The organism is Bradyrhizobium ferriligni (assembly GCF_056837965.1).
Genome location: NZ_JBXEJO010000003.1, coordinates 118,648 through 133,624, shown reverse-complemented (window position 1 = coordinate 133,624; position 14,977 = coordinate 118,648). Strand labels below are relative to the sequence as shown.

The window sequence follows — 14,977 nt, the reverse complement described above, 5'->3', positions numbered from 1 at the left end:
GGTCCATCCTTGCATGCACTTCAAAAGAAAATCGGGGGCAGCGGACGCTGCCCCCAATCCGTGGCTTCAACTTACTGATTGGCGACCTTCGGCTTGCCGTAGCTGACGCGATAGACCGCGCCGTTCCAGTCGTCGGAGACCAGCAGCGAGCCGTCCTTCAGCAGCATCACGTCGACCGGGCGGCCGATATACTTGTTGTCATCGAGGAAGCCGGTCAGGAACGGCTCCATCGACTTCACCGTGCCGTCCTTGTTCAGCCTGACGGCGACCACGTCACCACCCTGCTTCTGCGACTTGTTCCAGGAGCCGTGACGCGCGACAAAGATGACGTTCTTGTAGCTCTTCGGGAACATGCTGCCGGTGTAGAAGCGCATGCCGAGCGACGCGGTATGCGGGCCCATCAGGCCGACCGGCGCGGTGTAATCCTTGCAGTTCTTGCCCCAGCCGAGCTCCTGGTCGATGATGTTGCCCTGGTAGCAGTACGGTGCGCCGAAATCCTCGCCCGCCTTGGTGATGCGGTTGAGCTCGTCTTCCGGCACCGTCTCCGACAGCCAGTCGCGGCCGTTGTCGGTGAAGTACATCTGCTTGTTCTCGGGATTCCAGTCGAAGCCGACCGTGTTGCGCACGCCGAGCGCGTAGACCTCGGCGCCGGAGCCATCGAGATTCATGCGGCGGATCTGGCCGTGGTCGGCGTCATGCAGCACGTTGTTGCCGGGCTGTCCGACCGGAACATAGAGCTTGTTGTCGGGACCGACGGCGATGAACTTCCAGCCATGCGCCTCGTCCTTCGGCAGCTTGTCGTAGACGACGGTCGGCTTCGGCGGGTTGTCCAGATTGTCCTCGATCTTGTCGATCTTGGAGACCTTCGAGAGCTCGGCGATGTAGAGCGTGCCGTCCTTGAAGGCGACGCCGTTCGGACGATAGAGGCCGGAGGCGATCACCTTGACCGAGCGCTTGCCGTCCTTGTTGACGATCGCATAGACCTTGTCGACGAGCCGGCTGCCGACGAACACCGTGCCCTTGTCGCCGAGCGCCAGCGAGCGCGCATTGGCCATGCCGGCCGCATAGACCTCGACATTGAAGCCGGCCGGCGCCTTGAGCTTGGCGAGCGGAAGCTTGTCGGGCGCGGACGGCAGCGGCGGCGGCGCCACCGGCGCGAGCTTGGCGGCGGCTTCATTGTCCGGACGCCCGATCAAGGGCGAGCCAGGCGGCAGCGGCTGGGCCGCGGGGGCGGCACCTGCCACCGGCGCGGCTGGCTGTTGCGCCGCAGCAGAGAGCGTGAACGCCCCGAGCATGGCCCCCGCGAGCAGCAAGCTGCGCGGTGCGAACGAGTGTTTTTTCATGAAGATCTCCCCTGGGTGGAAGCCGTTGTTGATTGCGCCATTGACGTCGCCCGGCGCCGTTCGGCTTTCCGTTCATAGTCTTGTGAATTTGTCCGGACAATTGCAATCGGAAACATGCCGCCATCGGCCAACGCATGGTTGTGACCACGCGGCGGGCCAGCGCGCGTCAGTGCCTTGTCATCGAGCGGTCCGGACGGTCGAGAATCGCCTCCGTGAATGGAAACTCCAGGACGATCTCGCCCTCGTCGTCCGTCACCTCGATCACGGCGCTGAGCAGCGCGCCGTCGGCACCCTCGGTCTTGAGCAGTTCGCGAATCATCGCGCGCGCCATCTCCCACGCACGATCCGGATCCCGCAGGATTTCGCCGTCGGGATCGGAGATCAGCTCGTCGCCGATACGGGTATTGAAGAAATAGCGTGGCATCGGCTGAACTCGGCTCGGTTAGTCGCTTCCCGTCAGGGGAGAGCACAGGATCGTCACAGGACCTTCGGAGGACCGCAGGGCCCTGTTTACTTATTCCAAGATCACCATTCACCGTGTGGCGAACAACAGGAAAAAGGTCTGATGCCACGGGCTTTTGACGGGAAACACGCGCACAAATTTGTGAGTGGGCAGAACTTGCCTGCCGCAGTGCAGCATACCTTGCGAGGCGGCACCTTACAGAAAATTTAACTGGCGAACTTTTCCAACCACAGTACTTTACTCTGCAGGGCGGAAAGTTCGTCCGGTTGCAACAAGGAGAGCCAAATGGCCTGGAAAGCACCGAAGATCGTGGAAGTGTCGGTCGGCATGGAAATCAACATGTATATGTGCGCAACCCGCAAGTAAGCGGCAGCGCCCCATACACGTTTAGCGTTTTAGCGCAGGTGGACATCCGGGCGTAACACGCTCCCGAGCAAGGGGGTGTGTTTCAAATCCGGGGTCCACCTCGTAACGTTTCTGGGTCCAACAAACTTCTCCAGGGCCAAGCTTCTCCAGGGGACGGATCATGCTTCGTGTCGTCGTCCTGGGTGCCGCGGCGGGTGGCGGCGTTCCGCAGTGGAACTGCGGCTGTGCCGTCTGCAGGACGGCGCGAAGCGACCACCCCGAACTGCAGAGCACGCAAGCCTCGATCGCCGTCAGCGGCGACGGCGTGCACTGGTTCCTGGTCAATGCGTCCCCGGATCTGCGCCAGCAGCTGATTGCCACGCCGCAGCTGTATCCGAAGCACGGCGCACTGCGCCACAGCCCGATCGCGGGCGTCATCCTCACAAATGGCGAGATCGACGCGGTGGCCGGGCTGCTGTCGATGCGTGAGGACTCGCCGTTCACGATCTACGCGCATGAGCGGGTGCTTGCGATCCTGCGCTCGAACAGCATCTTCAACGTGCTCAGCGACAAGAACGTCGACCGCCGGCCGATCGCGGTCGACCAGGCCTTCGAACCGGCCCTGCCCGACGGATCGCCGTCCGGGCTCGAGGTGCTGCCGTTCGAGGTTCCCGGCAAGGGCGCGTGGTATCTCGAGGGCAAGGCGCATCCGGCGGGCGCCGACGGCGTCGGCGATACGCTCGGCCTGCGTATTGCGGACAGGCGCAGCGGCAAATATTTCTATTTCCTGGCCGCCTGCGCACGGGTGACTGACGACCTGAAATCGCGGCTCAAGGGTGCCCCGCTGGTGTTTTTCGACGGCACGGTGTGGCGCGACGACGAACTGATCGCGGCGGGCCTCGGCAACAAGACCGGCCAGGGCATGGGCCATATCGCCATGTCGGGCGATCAGGGTGCAATCGCCAGCCTCGCCGGGCTCGACATCGGACGAAAAGTGTTTTTGCATATCAACAACTCCAACCCGGCGCTGCTTGGGACCTCGGCCGAACGCAAAGCGGCCGAGCAGGCGGGCTGGCAGATTCCCTCCGACGGAACGGAGATCGTGCTGTGAATGTCGTGCCTACCACCGGAATGACCGCGCTCTCGATCGGCAAGGGCATCACGCTCGACAGTGCCGAGGAGATGGAGGCGACGCTGCGCACGATCGGTGCCACGCGCTATCACAGCCTGCACCCGTTCCACCGCCTGCTGCACGGCGGCAAGCTCAACAAGGGCCAGGTCCAGGCCTGGGCGCTGAACCGCTATTACTATCAGAGCACGATCCCTTTGAAGGACGCGATGGTGATCTCGCGCTTCCGCGACCGCAACACAAGGATCGAATGGCGTCACCGCATCGAGGATCACGACGGCGATCTCGGCAATGAAGGCGGCATCGAGCGCTGGCTGAAGCTGACCGAGGGCCTCGGCCTCGACACCGCCTATGTTGAATCCACCGAAGGCATCTTGCCGGCGACGCGCTTCGCCGTCGAAGCCTATGTGCATTTCTGCCGCGACCGCACCCCGCTGGAGGCGATCGCCTCCTCGCTCACCGAATTGTTCGCGCCGAACCTGCACGAGGAGCGTATCTCGGGGATGCTGAAGCACTACGACTTCGTCAACCCTGATATCATGAGCTATTTCAGCCGCCGCCTGACCCAGGCGCCGCGCGACGCCGGCTTCGCGCTCGACTACGTCAAGCAGCACGCCAGGACGTCGGCGGAGCGCGAGGCGGTCTGCAACGCGCTGATCTTCAAGACCAACGTGCTGTGGGTGCAACTCGATGCGCTCTATCACGCCTATGTCGACGGCCAGATTCCGCCCGGCGCCTTCGTGCCGAAGACAGGTTAGAGACAACGTCATGGCCAGCCGCAACATCAGCGTCAGCGAGACCAGCCGGCCGAAACTGCCGCGCCATACCAAGCTGAAATTCGACGAGACGCGGCAGGTCTGGGTGATCCTGGCGCCGGAACGCGTTCTGGCGCCGGATGACATCGCGGTCGAGGTGCTGCAACTCTGCGACGGCGTGCGCAGCGTCGCCGCGATGGTCGACCAGCTTGCGGAGAAATATGCCGCCCCGCGCGAGGCGATCGCAACCGACGTGATCGCCATGTTGCAGGATCTGGCCGACAAGGGCTTTCTCACCGAAGCGCGCGAGAGCACAGCATGAGTGACACGCTCGCCGACAACAAGACAACGACAGCAGGCCCAACCGACGGGCTCGCGGTGCTCGAGCAAACGCGCTCGGCGGCTGAGACCTACGGCATTCCCCTTGCGGTGCTGCTCGAGATCACCCACCGCTGCCCGCTGCAATGCCCGTACTGCTCCAACCCGGTCGAGCTCGACCGCGGCTCGACCGAGCTCACCACCGACGAATGGAAGAAGGTGCTGAGCGAGCTTGCCGAGCTCGGCGTGCTGCAGATCCATTTCTCCGGCGGCGAGCCGACCGCGCGCAAGGATATCGTCGAGCTGGTGCAGCACGCGACCGATGTCGGGCTGTATTCGAACCTGATCACCTCGGCCGTGCTGCTGACCAGGGACAAGCTTTCGGCGCTGGCCGATGCCGGCCTCAGCCATGTGCAGATCAGCTTCCAGGGCAACGAGCCCATCGTCGCCGATCGCGTTGCGGGCCTCAAGGACGCGCATCGCAAGAAGCTCGAGGTCGCGAAATGGACGCGCGAGGTGGAATTGCCGCTCACGGTGAATGCGGTGATGCACCGGCAGAACCTGCACCAGCTGCCCGACATCATCCAGATGGCGGTCGACCTCGACGCCGACCGGCTCGAGGTCGCCAACGTGCAGTATTACGGCTGGGCGTTGAAGAACCGCGCCGCGCTGATGCCGACGATCGAGCAGATCGAGGAAACCAGCCGCATCGTGGAGGAAGCCCAGGTGCGCCTGAAGGGCACGCTCGCGATCGACTATGTGGTGCCGGATTACTACGCGCTGCGGCCGAAGAAATGCATGGGCGGCTGGGGCCGCCAGTTCTTCAACATCTCGCCGGCCGGCAAGGTGCTGCCGTGCCACGCCGCCGAAAGCATCACCGGGCTCGAATTCGAATCGGTGCGCTCGAACCATTCGATCGCCTGGATCTGGCAGAATTCCGAGGCCTTCAACCGCTATCGCGGCACCGGCTGGATGCCGGAGCCGTGCAAGAGTTGCGAATTCCGCGAGGTCGATTACGGCGGTTGCCGCTGCCAGGCCTTTGCGCTGACCGGCGATGCCGGCAACACCGACCCGGCCTGCGCGCTGTCGCCGCGACACGAGGAGATCTTCAAGCAGGCCGAGCGGGAATCCGCCGGCACGCAGAACCGTTTCCTGTATCGCAACTTCGCCGGCGGCACGCTGGAGACGGACGAACCCCGGAACGAATCCCAGGACAAGCGCAATGGCGCCTGACGCCGATGTCGGCAAGGCCGCGAGGCGTGCCGATCCCTTTGCGCCGCTGACGTCGGAATGGCTCGACGTCGGCGATGGCCACGATCTCCATGTCGAGAGCGTCGGGCGCGAGGGCGGCATTCCCGCGGTCTATCTGCATGGCGGCCCCGGCAGCGGCTGCCAGCCCGATCATCGCCGGCTGTTCGATCCCGAGCGCTTTCACGCCGTGCTGTTCGACCAGCGCGGCTGCGGTCGCAGCCGGCCGAAAGGCAGCCGCGACAACAACACGACGCAGCACATGATCGCGGATATGGAGAAGATCCGCGAGCGGTTCGGCTTCGCGCGCTGGATGGTGGTCGGCGGCTCCTGGGGCGCGACGCTGGCGCTGGCCTATGCACAGGCCCATCCCGAGCGGGTCAGCGGGCTGGTGCTGCGCGCGACGTTTCTCGGCACAGCCGAGGAGCTGGACGATGTTTTCCTGCGCGCCTTGCCGCGCTTCTATCCCGCCCTCTCCGAGGACTTCCTCAACTTCCTGCCCGAGAGCGAGCGTGCATCGCCGCTTGCGGCCTATTATCGCCGCATCCTCGATCCCGACGCCGCCGTGCATGCGCCGGCCGCGCGCGCCTGGCACGACACCGAACGCGCGCTGTCGGAGCACACGCCGAAGCAGACGCGGCTCGACCTCAAAGCCTCAGGCGCCCTGCCCTCGACGCCGTTCATGGAGGCGCACTACTTCGCCAACAATTGCTTCATGCGGCCGCACCAGTTGATGGATGAGGCCGGCAGGCTCGCCGGCATTCCCGGCATCCTGGTGCAGGGCCGCTACGATCTGTTGTGCCCGCCCGCGACATCGCACGCGCTCGCTGCGCGCTGGCCGGGCAGCGAGGTCCGCATCGTCGATGGCGCAGGCCACATCCTCTATGATCCCGGCATCCGCAACGCCGTGATGAAGGCGATCGCCGACCTCGCGGCCAAGCGCTAGAGCGTTTTCGAGCGAAGTGGGCACCGGTTCGCGTGAAGAAAACGCGTCAAAACAAGAATCTAGAGCTTCGGTTCTGATTCAATCAGAACCGAAAATGCTCTAGCCCGCCGCAGGAACACCCTCGACATCAGGAGCCGGTGAAGAACTCGACCGGCTCCCTTGCTTCCCTCAATGTTTGCACTTGCCGGGAGGACATGCTGGCGCTGCCCGTGGCGCGGGCGCAGGCCTTGGCGGCGCCGCCATTCGCGGCGGCGGTGCTGCGCGTTGCGCCTGCATCGCCGGCCGTGGCGGCGGCGCAACGTGCGGGGCCGGAGCCGGTGCCGGACGCGGCGCAACGGCGGCGGCGCGCGGCGGCGGGGCAACCGGCCGCGGCGGCGGAGCTGCGGCACGCACCGGCGGGGCTGCAACGTGCGCCGGCGCGGGCCGGGAGACCGGCGCCGGCGACACCGCGGCGCGGGCGGGCGCCGGGCGCGCGACCGGCGGCGGCCGTGTCGACATCGCGCGGTTCGCCGGTGACGGCGCCGCCGAGGGCTTCACGTTTGCGGTCGGCGCGGTCGCGGCATGCGGGAGCGGTTGCGCGCCAGGCTTACCGGCGGCCGCGGGTGAGGAGGGCGCGTTTGTCGCCGGGGCGGCACCGGGCTTGGCCGGAGGAGCAGGCTGCGCATTGGCAGGCGCCATCGCGGTCGCCGGCTTGCCCGGCACCACCGCATTCGGCTTTGCCCCAGGTTGCGCGGCGCCGGGTTGTGCGGCGCCGCGTTGTGCGGCTCCCGGCGGCACAGCGCCATGCTGCATGGCATTGGCCGGTGCGGTCGCCGACTGCGGCAGCGGCGGTCCATTTTTCGCACCCGGCAGGGTATGGGCACCCGGTGTGCTAGGCGCGCCCATCGCATTCGGAGCGGCGGCAGCATTCGGAGTGGCAGCAGCGTTTGGTGCGGCGCGTGGAGCTCCCATCGCCGCACCTTGCGCGGGCGTCACGCCTTGCGGAGCGCCCGGCAGGTTGGCGCGCTGCATTGCCGCAGCCGGCAGGCGCGGTGCCGCCGTCACCGGCGCGCCGCCCATCGCCGCCGTCACCCCGGCCGCATGGAGCTGCGCCGGCGTCGGGTTGGGATTGTTGATGACCGTGTTGATGACAGTGGTGTTGTGGATGTTGTTGAATACGATGTTGTTCTGCGGCGGCACGACATAGGCCGGTGCGGCGACATAGGCCGGCATCGCCACGAACATCGGCGTCGGCAGCACGTACAGGCCGATCGGCGGCGGCGGTGGCGGCAGCACGACGAAGTCCGGCGGCGGCGGCGGCAGGAAGACCACCGGCGGCGGCGGAGGCGGCGCGAAGTCGAACACCGGATCGCTGTAGTACAGCACCGGACGGTCGACATAGACGACCTCGTCGGGCGGCGGCGGCGGCACGTCGTAGTCGAGCGCCGTGAACTGCGGCGGCGGCTCGAGCGCGGCCGACAGATAGGTGAGCCGGCGCCTTGCGTCGTAGGCATGCGGCCCGCGCGGATAACGCCGCAGGTACGACCAGTACGCATCAGGCGTGTCGGCATTGTAGGTGCGCCGCCAGGTGATGGCCTCGCGCCGCGCCGCCACGATCGCGCGCACGCGCTTGGCCAGCGGATCGTTTGGATAGGCTTGCAGGTAATCCTCGTAGCCCTGCAGCGTGTCGCGCTCCAGCGCCGCGGCGTAGGCATCCTGCGCCGAGAAATCGCGGATCGGCTTGGTGCGCAGCCCGGCATCGACCTTCTGCGGCGGCGCGTCCGGCTTGCGCTCGAAGAACATGAAGGGCGCGTCGACCTTGTGCGCATCCCACGGGATCTCGGCGCCCTTGGTCATCTCGTTGACGCGCAGGCGAACGCGGTCGAACACCTCGGGCAAGGTCAGGCCGCCGGTGCGGATCATTTCCGCCAACGCCTGCGCATAAGGCCCGTAAGGCGGCGCACCGTCAGGGGCGACGGTGCCGGGCGCCGAATTGAAGCCGATCAGCATCTTCGGATCGGGATCGACCAGCGCAAGACCGCCGGCCAGCGGCTGGCCTTCCTTGGCGAACGGATTACTGCGCGCCGCATCGAGCACGATCACGCCGGCCTTGATCGGCAGCGCCGAGAGTTGATGGCTGTAGTCGGAGATGCGGATCGCCTCGACCGGCACGTCGGTGTCGCGGGCAATCTTGGCGTCGACCGGCACGAAATAGTTCTCGCCGGTGAGCTGCACGCCGTAGCCGGCGAGATAGACAAAGGCGACGGCATTGGGCCCCGCCTCCTGCACCTTCTGGATGAAATCGCGGAACGATTTGCGCAGCGTTTCGCCGTCGAGATCGCGTGCGCCGATCACGTCGAAGCCGGCGGCCTGCAAGGTCTGCGCGATCAGGCCGGCATCGTTCGCGGCGGTCTGCAACGCGCCGGCCTCATAGGCGCCGTTGCCGACGACAAGTGCGAGACGCTTTTCCTGATCCTGCGCATGCACGGGAAGCGAGGCGAACGACACCAGACCGACGATCAATGCCCACAGAATGCGTGCCATGGTGGCCGTCCCTTTTCTTCTCGAGAGTTGGTGTAACGAATGAAATGCTACCTCTGTGAACCGGTGCTGAACAGGATTGCAGCAATTGTGGCAATCCTTGGTCTGCGCTGCCGGGAACCGGCTTCCCTGGTACGCGCGATCAGGCGATATTGCGCGGATAAAACAGGCAAAAAAGGAGCACTCGATGCCAATCGCCGGACAAGGCATGCTGCTGACTTCGATGGATATCGACAGCTTGCACGAAGCTGAATTCAATCGCTGGTACGACCGCGAGCATCTCGAGGAACGGGTCGCCATCGACGGCTTCCTGGAAGCCCGCCGCTACGTCGCCCATGACGGCAAGCCGAAATATCTCAGCCTGTACTCGACCGCGACCTTCGATGTGCTCGAGAGCCCGGCCTATCGCAAGGCGCTCGCCAACCAGACCGACTGGTCGAAGGCCAATATCGCGCGCTTTCAGAACATGATCCGCGGAGTCGCGCGGATCACGATCAGCCGCGGCGTCGGCAGGGGCGCAGCGCTCGGCATCATCCGCCTGCGCCCGCCCGTCGAAGGCGCGGACAAACTTCGCGCTGCATTGCGGGAGCAACTCGATCCAGCCTCGCGCGACGGCATCATCTCGATGCACCTGCTGGAGAACGACCCTGACCTGTCGAAGCCGCTCACGCCGGATGCGGAGAAACCCGATCCCGGCGCCGGCGACTGGTTCGTGCTGATCGACGCCACCGACGTCAGCGCGGTCCCCGCAGCGGCCGCAGGCATCACCGGCAATGCAGCCTTGAAGCCGCTCGTGATCACCAGCGGCGTCTACAGGCTGTTGTGGGATATCGCGAAGAGCGACCTTCCGCGCCCGTAAAGCACGATCCGGAAACGTGCGAAGCGCTTTCCCGAAAAAAATCTTCTCAACAAGTGGCGGCGCAGATCATGCTGCACCGCCACATAACGCAATCGAGATTAACGCTACACGCGCATCAGCCGCGCGAAAGCTGATGATCGGACAATTTAGCCTTTGCCTTCTCTGGAACGGCTCTAATAAGATAAGCCTATGATCCAATTCAAAAACCAGAACAACGCAACGTGAGCGTTCGTCGTCAACGATAAGGCCGCGCGGGTCTGGCATTTTCGCGCGGGTCAAAGGTAGGAATGAAACCGACTGATATCTCGGCGCCGGATTACTTTCATAAAGTAGTCGATTGCCAATGGGCCTGCCCCGCACACACCCCTGTTCCCGAGTACATCCGGTTGATTGCTGAGGGGCGTTACAGCGACGCCTACATGATCAATTGGAAGTCCAACGTGTTCCCCGGCATTCTCGGGCGCACCTGCGACCGTCCATGCGAGCCGGCATGCCGCCGCGGCCGGGTCGAGGACAATCCGGTCGCGATCTGCCGCCTGAAGCGCGTCGCCGCGGACTTCAAGGACGACATCAAGCATCGCCTGCCGAAGCCGGGACCGAAGAACGGCAAGCGCGTCGCGCTGGTCGGCGGCGGCCCCGCCTCGCTCACGGTGGCGCGCGATCTCGCGCCGCTCGGCTATCACTGCACCGTGTTCGACGGCGATCCCAAGGCCGGCGGCATGATGCGCAGCCAGATTCCGAAATTCCGCCTGCCCGACAGCGTGATCGACGAGGAGACCGACTACATCCTGAACCTCGGTGTCGAGTTCAAGGGCGGCCAGCGCGTCGACAGCCTGAAGCAGCTGCTCGCCGAGAACTATGACGCGATATTCGTCGGCAGCGGCGCGCCGCGCGGCCGCGAGCTCGACATCCCCGGCCGCAAGGAGGCCGCCGCCAACATCCATATCGGCATCGAGTGGCTGGCCAACGTCTCGTTCGGCCACGTCGACAAGATCGGTCGCCGCGTCATCGTGCTCGGCGGCGGCAACACGGCGATGGATTGCTGCCGCACCGCGCGCCGCCTCGGCGGCGAAAGCGTCAAGGTGATCGTCCGATCCGGCTTTGAGGAAATGAAGGCCTCGCCGTGGGAAAAGGAAGACGCGCTTCACGAGGACATCCCGATCCTCAACTACATGGTGCCGGTGGCCTTCAAGCATGTGGCCGGCAAGCTGATCGGCGTCACCTTCCAGAAAGTGAAGGCGGAGTACGACGCCAAGGGCCGCCGCAATCTGGTGCCCTCGGGCGAGCCTGACGAGACCGTGCCCTGCGACGATGTGCTCGTTGCGGTCGGCCAGGAGAACGCGTTCCCCTGGATCGAAGCCGATTGCGGCATCGAATTCGACAAGTGGCACATGCCGAAGGTCGATCCCAAGACGTTCGTCTCGACCAATCCGAAGGTGTTCTTCGGCGGCGATGCGGCGTTCGGGCCGAAGAACATCATCTGGGCGGTGGCGCATGGCCACGACGCCGCGCTCTCCATCCACCGATTGCTGTCCGGCGAGGACATCAACGAGCGCCCGCTGCCCGAGGTGCACGTCTCCTCGCAGAAGATGGGCATCCACGAGTGGAGCTACGACAACGACATCTCCGCCGACAAGCGCTTCAAGGTGCCGCATCGCGACAAGGTGGTCGCGCTGAAGGACATCCGCGCCGAGGTCGAGCTCGGTTACGACCTCAAGCTCGCGGTCGGCGAGGCGCAGCGCTGCCTGAATTGCGACGTGCAGACAGTTTTCTCCGCGCCGCTGTGCATCGAATGCGACGCCTGCGTCGACATCTGTCCGATGGACTGCATCAGCTTCACCGAGAACGGCGAGGAGGATGATTTGCGGCAGCGGCTGAAGGCGCCCTCGCCGCGTCACGACCAGGCGCTCTACGTCTCCGGCGACCTCAAGACCGGCCGCGTCATGGTGAAGGACGAAGACGTCTGCCTGCATTGCGGGCTGTGTGCCGAGCGCTGCCCGACCGGCGCCTGGGACATGCAGAAGTACCTCATCGATATGGTTCAAGCGGGATCAACATGTCAGTCCAAAGCCCGATCAGCAGCGTAAACGACTTCGTCGTCCGCTTCGCCAACGTCAACGGTTCGGGCTCGGCTTCCGCCAACGAACTGTTCGCGCGCTCGATCCTGCGCCACGGCGTGCCGGTCTCACCACGCAACATCTTCCCCTCCAACATCCAGGGCCTGCCGACCTGGTATGAGGTGCGCGTCACCGAGGACGGCCATCTCGGCGCCCGCGGCGGCGTCGACTTGATGGTGGCGATGAACCCGCAGACCTGGGACAAGGACGTCGCCTCGATCGAGCCCGGCGGCTATCTGTTCTACGATTCGACCAAGCCGATGCCGTCGTCGAAATTCCGCGAGGACATCACCGTCATCGGCGTGCCGCTGACCGCGATCACCAACTCGACCTACACCGATCCCAGGCAACGCCAGCTGTTCAAGAACATCATCTATCTCGGCGCGCTCTGCGCCCTGCTCGACCTAGATCCCAAGCTGGTCGAGCAGCTGATCGGCGAGCAGTACAAGGGCAAGGAGAAGCTGCTCTCCTCCAACGTCCATGCGCTGCATCTCGGCCGCGACTGGGCGCTGCAGAACCTGAAATGCCCGCTCGGGCTGCGGGTGAAAAAGTCCGACAAGGTCGGCGACCGCATCTTCGTCGAAGGCAACAGTGCGGCCGCGCTCGGCGCCGTCTATGGCGGCGCCACCGTGTGCGCCTGGTATCCGATCACCCCGTCATCGTCGGTGGCGGAAGCCTTCACCAGCCACTGCAAGAAGTATCGCCACGATCCCGAGACCGGCAAGGCGAAATACGCGATCGTGCAGGGCGAGGACGAACTCGCCTCGATCGGCATCGTGATCGGCGCCTCCTGGAACGGCGCGCGGGCCTTCACCGCGACCTCGGGTCCGGGCATTTCGCTGATGACCGAGTTCATCGGCCTGTCCTATTTCGCCGAGATCCCGGCCGTGATCATGAACATCCAGCGCGCCGGCCCCTCGACGGGCATGCCGACCCGCACCCAGCAATGCGACGTGATCGCCTGCGCCTATGCCTCGCATGGCGATACCAAGCACGTGCTGCTGTTCCCGGAGGATCCGGCGGAGGCGTTCGAGTTCGCCGCGGCCGCCTTCGACCTCGCCGAGCGGCTGCAGACCACGATCTTCCTGATGCTCGATCTCGACATCGGCATGAACCACCGGCTGTGCCGTCCGCTGAAGTGGGACGACGCGAAGCAATACGACCGCGGCAAGGTGATGACGGCGGAGATGCTCGAGGAAGGCCGCGACTTCGGCCGCTATCTCGACGTCGACGGCGACGGCATCCCCTATCGCACCTATCCCGGCACGCATCCGACCAAGGGTTCCTACTTCACCCGCGGAACCTCGCGCGACCGCTACGCGCGCTATTCCGAGGAAGGCGCGGTCTACGCCGACAACATGCAGCGCCTGGTGCGCAAGTTCGAGACCGCGCAGGACATGGTGCCGCGGCCGCTGCAGGCCAATGCGGCGAAGCCGACCAAATACGGCGTGATCTATTTCGGCTCGACCTCGCCCGCGATGGACGAGGCGATCGGGATCCTGGAGGCGCGCGGCCATCAGCTCGACCGCATGCGCATCCGTGCCTTCCCGTTCCACTCCAGCGTCGCGAGCTTCATCGCCGACCACGATTTCGTCTACGTGGTCGAGCAGAACCGCGACGCGCAGCTCCGCCAGCTGATCGTCAACGAGAACGGCATCGACCCCGTCAGGCTGGTGCCGATCCTGCACTATGACGGCACGCCGATCACCGCGCGCTTCATCGCAGGCGCGATCGGCGACCACCAGGATCATCTCAAGGTGACCCCTCTCCGCAAGGCCGTGACATGACCTACATTGCAAAGCCGAAGTTCCATCATCCCGGCCTGAAGAAGAACGAGCTGGGCTATACCCACCGCGACTACGAGGGGAAGATCTCGACGCTGTGCGCCGGCTGCGGCCACGATTCGATCACCGCCTCGATCATCGAGGCCTGCTACGAGCTCTCGATCGAGCCGCACCGGGTGGCGAAGATTTCCGGCATCGGCTGCTCGTCGAAGACGCCGGACTACTTCCTCGGCAATTCGCACGGCTTCAACTCGGTGCATGGCCGCATGCCGTCGGTGCTGACCGGCGCCAACCTCGCCAACCGCGACCTGATCTATCTCGGCGTCTCCGGCGACGGCGATTCCGCCTCGATCGGCTTCGGCCAGTTCGCGCATTCGATCCGGCGCGCCGTCAACATGACCTATATCGTCGAGAACAACGGCGTGTACGGCCTGACCAAGGGCCAGTTCTCGGCCACCGCCGACCGCGGCTCGAAGTCGAAGAAGGGCGTCACCAACACCGACAATGCGATCGACCTGGTCGCGATCGCGCTGCAACTCGGCGCCACCTTCGTGGCGCGCAGCTTCTCCGGCGACAAGACCCAGCTGGTACCGCTGATCGCGGCTGCGATCCGCCACAAGGGAGCGTCCTTCATCGACGTGATCAGCCCCTGCATCGCCTTCAACAACCACGCCGGCTCAACCAAGAGTTTTGACTATGTCCGCGAGCACAATGACGCGGTGAACCGTCTCGACGTGCTGGTCGGCCGCGATCCGATCAGCGTCGACTATGCGCCGGGCACCGTGCAGGTGGTCGAGCAGCATGACGGCTCGCGGCTCGCGCTGCGCAAGCTCGACGCCGACTACGATCCGCATGATCGCCTCGGCGCGATGACCTTCCTGCAGAAGCATGCGGCCAAGGGCCAGATCGTCACCGGTCTGCTTTACGTCGATCCGGACGCCGAGGATCTGCACACCCATCTCGACACTGTCGAGACGCCGCTCAACACGCTGGACGAGCAGGCGCTGTGCCCCGGCTCAGCGGTGCTCGACAAGATCAACGCCAGCCTGCGCTGAGCAGTGGCAGCACACTCCATGTCGTCCCTGCGAAAGCAGGGACCCATAACCACCGATGCAGATCGTCAGGCTACGCTGGAACGACGAGTCCCGTT

General features: G+C 65.1%; 13 protein-coding genes. 10 read left to right on the top strand and 3 right to left on the bottom strand.

The window, feature by feature from the left end:
- Positions 1-71: 71 nt before the first annotated feature.
- Positions 72-1,343 (bottom strand): PQQ-dependent sugar dehydrogenase, encoded by a 1,272-nt coding sequence (locus tag AC1VNY_RS02590; RefSeq protein ID WP_482403985.1) that lies wholly within the window; start codon positions 1,341-1,343, stop codon positions 72-74.
- 166 nt (positions 1,344-1,509) lie between these two features.
- A complete protein-coding gene (locus AC1VNY_RS02585; RefSeq protein ID WP_016839844.1) occupies positions 1,510-1,767 on the bottom strand; it encodes a DUF6894 family protein in 258 nt (85 codons plus the stop codon).
- Between the two features lie 324 nt (positions 1,768-2,091).
- On the opposite strand from AC1VNY_RS02585, the gene pqqA reads away from it, so the two are divergent.
- The 6 genes from pqqA (at position 2,092) to pip (ending at position 6,547) form a co-directional block, all read left to right on the top strand.
- Positions 2,092-2,172, top strand: coding sequence for a pyrroloquinoline quinone precursor peptide PqqA (gene pqqA, locus AC1VNY_RS02580; protein ID WP_035635412.1), 81 nt, complete (start codon positions 2,092-2,094; stop codon positions 2,170-2,172).
- A gap of 160 nt (positions 2,173-2,332) precedes the next feature.
- Entirely contained in the window at positions 2,333-3,262 is a 930-nt protein-coding gene (pqqB, locus tag AC1VNY_RS02575; protein ID WP_482403984.1) for a pyrroloquinoline quinone biosynthesis protein PqqB, read from the top strand.
- A 20-nt stretch (positions 3,263-3,282) separates the two neighbouring features.
- Positions 3,283-4,038 (top strand): pyrroloquinoline-quinone synthase PqqC, encoded by a 756-nt coding sequence (gene pqqC, locus AC1VNY_RS02570; RefSeq protein WP_482404028.1) that lies wholly within the window; start codon positions 3,283-3,285, stop codon positions 4,036-4,038.
- A 10-nt stretch (positions 4,039-4,048) separates the two neighbouring features.
- Positions 4,049-4,357 carry a pyrroloquinoline quinone biosynthesis peptide chaperone PqqD gene (gene pqqD / locus AC1VNY_RS02565; RefSeq protein ID WP_016839838.1) on the top strand — a complete coding sequence of 103 codons (309 nt, stop codon included), beginning with the start codon at positions 4,049-4,051 and terminating at the stop codon, positions 4,355-4,357.
- On the top strand, positions 4,354-5,586 hold the full coding sequence (gene pqqE, locus AC1VNY_RS02560) for a pyrroloquinoline quinone biosynthesis protein PqqE (protein WP_482403983.1): 1,233 nt from the start codon (positions 4,354-4,356) through the stop codon (positions 5,584-5,586). The genes pqqD and pqqE overlap by 4 nt, the downstream gene beginning before the upstream one ends.
- Positions 5,576-6,547, top strand: a complete 972-nt coding sequence (gene pip / locus AC1VNY_RS02555; RefSeq protein WP_482403982.1) for a prolyl aminopeptidase — start codon at positions 5,576-5,578, stop codon at positions 6,545-6,547. The genes pqqE and pip overlap by 11 nt, the downstream gene beginning before the upstream one ends.
- 168 nt (positions 6,548-6,715) lie before the next feature.
- Here the strand turns inward: pip and AC1VNY_RS02550 are convergent, their stop codons facing one another.
- The gene (locus AC1VNY_RS02550) at positions 6,716-9,070 is read right to left on the bottom strand and encodes a caspase family protein (protein ID WP_482403981.1); all 2,355 of its coding nucleotides are present in this window, start codon (positions 9,068-9,070) and stop codon (positions 6,716-6,718) included.
- A 184-nt stretch (positions 9,071-9,254) separates the two neighbouring features.
- Here AC1VNY_RS02550 and AC1VNY_RS02545 point away from each other — a divergent pair, with 184 nt between their 5' ends.
- The 4 genes from AC1VNY_RS02545 to AC1VNY_RS02530 all read left to right on the top strand — a co-directional run bounded on the left by AC1VNY_RS02545 (position 9,255) and on the right by AC1VNY_RS02530 (position 14,882).
- The gene (locus AC1VNY_RS02545) at positions 9,255-9,926 is read left to right on the top strand and encodes a hypothetical protein (RefSeq protein ID WP_482403980.1); all 672 of its coding nucleotides are present in this window, start codon (positions 9,255-9,257) and stop codon (positions 9,924-9,926) included.
- 287 nt (positions 9,927-10,213) lie between these two features.
- Positions 10,214-12,013 carry an FAD-dependent oxidoreductase gene (locus AC1VNY_RS02540; RefSeq protein ID WP_482403979.1) on the top strand — a complete coding sequence of 600 codons (1,800 nt, stop codon included), beginning with the start codon at positions 10,214-10,216 and terminating at the stop codon, positions 12,011-12,013.
- The gene (locus AC1VNY_RS02535; RefSeq protein ID WP_018273082.1) at positions 11,983-13,830 is read left to right on the top strand and encodes a 2-oxoacid:acceptor oxidoreductase subunit alpha; all 1,848 of its coding nucleotides are present in this window, start codon (positions 11,983-11,985) and stop codon (positions 13,828-13,830) included. The genes AC1VNY_RS02540 and AC1VNY_RS02535 overlap by 31 nt, the downstream gene beginning before the upstream one ends.
- The gene (locus AC1VNY_RS02530) at positions 13,827-14,882 is read left to right on the top strand and encodes a 2-oxoacid:ferredoxin oxidoreductase subunit beta (protein ID WP_028332672.1); all 1,056 of its coding nucleotides are present in this window, start codon (positions 13,827-13,829) and stop codon (positions 14,880-14,882) included. The genes AC1VNY_RS02535 and AC1VNY_RS02530 overlap by 4 nt, the downstream gene beginning before the upstream one ends.
- Positions 14,883-14,977: the final 95 nt, after the last annotated feature.

What these genes read in the sequence shown, in the direction of transcription:
- AC1VNY_RS02590 (WP_482403985.1), bottom strand. Translation starts at nt 1,343, where the DNA reads ATGAAAAAACACTCGTTCGCACCGCGCAGCTTGCTGCTCGCGGGGGCC.
- AC1VNY_RS02585 (WP_016839844.1), bottom strand. Translation starts at nt 1,767, where the DNA reads ATGCCACGCTATTTCTTCAATACCCGTATCGGCGACGAGCTGATCTCC.
- pqqA (WP_035635412.1), top strand. Translation starts at nt 2,092, where the DNA reads ATGGCCTGGAAAGCACCGAAGATCGTGGAAGTGTCGGTCGGCATGGAA.
- pqqB (WP_482403984.1), top strand. Translation starts at nt 2,333, where the DNA reads ATGCTTCGTGTCGTCGTCCTGGGTGCCGCGGCGGGTGGCGGCGTTCCG.
- pqqC (WP_482404028.1), top strand. Translation starts at nt 3,283, where the DNA reads ATGACCGCGCTCTCGATCGGCAAGGGCATCACGCTCGACAGTGCCGAG.
- pqqD (WP_016839838.1), top strand. Translation starts at nt 4,049, where the DNA reads ATGGCCAGCCGCAACATCAGCGTCAGCGAGACCAGCCGGCCGAAACTG.
- pqqE (WP_482403983.1), top strand. Translation starts at nt 4,354, where the DNA reads ATGAGTGACACGCTCGCCGACAACAAGACAACGACAGCAGGCCCAACC.
- pip (WP_482403982.1), top strand. Translation starts at nt 5,576, where the DNA reads ATGGCGCCTGACGCCGATGTCGGCAAGGCCGCGAGGCGTGCCGATCCC.
- AC1VNY_RS02550 (WP_482403981.1), bottom strand. Translation starts at nt 9,070, where the DNA reads ATGGCACGCATTCTGTGGGCATTGATCGTCGGTCTGGTGTCGTTCGCC.
- AC1VNY_RS02545 (WP_482403980.1), top strand. Translation starts at nt 9,255, where the DNA reads ATGCCAATCGCCGGACAAGGCATGCTGCTGACTTCGATGGATATCGAC.
- AC1VNY_RS02540 (WP_482403979.1), top strand. Translation starts at nt 10,214, where the DNA reads ATGAAACCGACTGATATCTCGGCGCCGGATTACTTTCATAAAGTAGTC.
- AC1VNY_RS02535 (WP_018273082.1), top strand. Translation starts at nt 11,983, where the DNA reads ATGTCAGTCCAAAGCCCGATCAGCAGCGTAAACGACTTCGTCGTCCGC.
- AC1VNY_RS02530 (WP_028332672.1), top strand. Translation starts at nt 13,827, where the DNA reads ATGACCTACATTGCAAAGCCGAAGTTCCATCATCCCGGCCTGAAGAAG.